Raw genomic sequence first — 2249 nt, 5'->3', positions numbered from 1 at the left:
CCTGCTCGAGCTGCACCTGCAGCGCCTTGATCTGCTGCTCGGGCGTGAGCGGTCCTTTGGTCTTGTCTAGTGGCATGGCTGCGGATGATGCCGCAGGACTCCAGCCCAGGCGACCGTGCTTGCGCAGCCACACCAACACCGTCGAGCGGCCCTGAATGCCGTAGCGCTGCTGCGCCTCTTTGTACGTGAGCTCGCCTTTTTCTACCTGCTCCACCACCGCCAATTTAAAGACCAGCGTGTAGTCGCGCTGCGTGCGTTTGACACTCGATTCCATGACACATGCCCTTTTGAAAGGTCCACGTGTCAACGCTGGGTAGGACGGGTCAACACCAACAAAAAGGGCTCCCAAAGGGAGCCCTTTCTGCCTGCCCGCCCCTGCGGTTCAGTTAACACTCCCCATGGCAACAGCACCCGCAAATGCGAAGTGCCACCACCATGGGAAGTCCCGCAACTGCTTCAACCAATCTCAAGCAGTTGGTCTGCCAATTACATGGCGCTGAATTCGCCGTGGGGGATCTGGCCGGTGCGCAGGGCTTCCGCAGCCTGGTCACGCACAGCAGCGCGGTCAGCGGTGGAGGTGTAGGTCACCACACGCGAACCAGCAGGTTCCTGGCTGCGGGTCTGGGCCACGGTGGCGGCTTCAGCGGCCACTTCAGCGCGGGTGCGGTTCGTTTCGAACTTCAGGGCGAATTGCGAGCTGTCGGCTTCGTCAGCCTGGGCGCCAAAAGAAGCGAAAGCGGAAACAGCAGCGACGGAGAGGAAACGGGCGGTCTTGTTCATGATGAAAATCCTTGAAGGTTAAAAAGCGTCTCAAAAAAGCCGGGTCAAAAACCATTCCTGAACCGGGTTCGGTGAGTCGCCTTGCGGGTTCGGCTCATCGATGGGATGAACTGTACGCCGATGGTGTTCACGGAAAAACTACCTGGTCGCGAACTAACTGTTCCAGTATTGGAAACAATCTTTGAGGCCGCCTTGACCTCCTGGGCCACGCCGGTGCGCCGTGATGGCGAGCGATATGGGTGGCGTGGGTGAGGTGGGGGCTGAGATGGCATCGCCCCGCAGCGTGGCGGGGGAGGCATCTGCCGGTTTGCGGCAGATGCCGGGTATCAGTCCCCCAGCAATTCGCCCACGGCCTTCAGGTCTTCGACCCGGTCGCACACGGCCTTCACGGCCATCATCACCGGGATGCCCAGCAGCAGGCCCCACAGGCCCCACAGCCAGCCCCAGGCGAGTACGCTGACGAACACGGCCACGGGGCTCATGCTGCTGGTGCGGCTGGTGAGCCAAGGGGTGAGCAGGTTGCCCACCAGGGTGTGGATGACCAGCGATGCACCGCCGATGGCCAGGGCCATGTCCAGGGTGCCGAATTGCAGGAAGGCCACCAGGGCCGATGCGCCGGTGACCAGGGCCGAGCCGATGTAGGGCGCGAGGTTGAGCACTCCGGCCGCCACACCCCACACGGCGGCGTTCTCCAGGCCCAGGGCCCAGTAGGCAAGGCCGGTGGCCACGCCCACCAGCACGCTGGTGAACACCTGCACCATCAGGTAGCGCTGGATCTGGTTGGTGATGTCTTCCAGCACGTGGATGGTGACCTTGCGCCGCTCCAGGCTGGTGCCCGCGATGCGCAGCAGCTTGTTGCGAAAGAGGTTGCCCGATGCCAGTGCAAAGTAGGTAAGGAACGCCACCACCGTGAGCTGCCCCAGCGCGGACATGAGCCCCATGGTGCCGCTCCACAGGTAGTCGCGGATGTTGAAGGGCGGGCGCTCTACCACCACGCGCTGCACGCCGCGCCGAGGTGGGCTGGCGGTGGCGCTGTTTTCGTTGGCGGCCTGTTCGATCTGCGTGGCGGCCTTTTGCATGGTGTCGAGCGGGCTGCTGGCGCCGGTGCGCGCCTTGAGGCTGTCGCGCACCTTCTTGGCGGCCACGGGCAGCGAGTCCACCAGTTGCGCGGCGCCGTCGCTCAGCGACCAGGCGGCGCTGGCCAGGCTCAGAACGATGGCGATCAACAGCACACCGGCCCCCAGCCAGCGGGGCACGTAGCAGCGCCGCAAGACTTCCACCAAGGGCCGCAGCGCCGTGGTGAGCAGCAGGCTGAGCATGATGGGGATGAACACGGCGCTGGCCCAGTGCAGCAGGGCCACGCTGGCAAACAGCGCCAGCAGCGCGAGCGAGAGGTTGCGCACGTCCACGGGCATGTGGAGCATGAGCGGGCCGGGGAGGGATGCGGTGGCTGCGGGCGCGCCGCTTGG

Annotated in this window: 3 protein-coding genes; all 3 read right to left on the bottom strand. The window is 64.6% G+C overall.

The genetic code is table 11. The annotated features are described in order from the left end of the window. The coding region (locus tag NFX52_RS29855; protein WP_252635981.1) for a helix-turn-helix domain-containing protein at positions 1-274 on the bottom strand (274 nt) is incomplete at its 3' end. Between the two features lie 212 nt (positions 275-486). Next, a complete protein-coding gene (locus NFX52_RS29850; RefSeq protein ID WP_055392864.1) occupies positions 487-780 on the bottom strand; it encodes a hypothetical protein in 294 nt (97 codons plus the stop codon). Positions 781-1106: 326 nt separating this feature from the next. After that, positions 1107-2249, bottom strand: a 1143-nt coding sequence (locus NFX52_RS29845; RefSeq protein ID WP_252635980.1) for an AI-2E family transporter, incomplete at its 5' end; no start/stop codon positions are given.

The sequence above is a fragment of the Acidovorax facilis genome (genome assembly GCF_023913775.1).
GTDB lineage: Bacteria > Pseudomonadota > Gammaproteobacteria > Burkholderiales > Burkholderiaceae_C > Acidovorax > Acidovorax facilis.
This window is presented reverse-complemented; position numbering and strand designations above follow the sequence as displayed.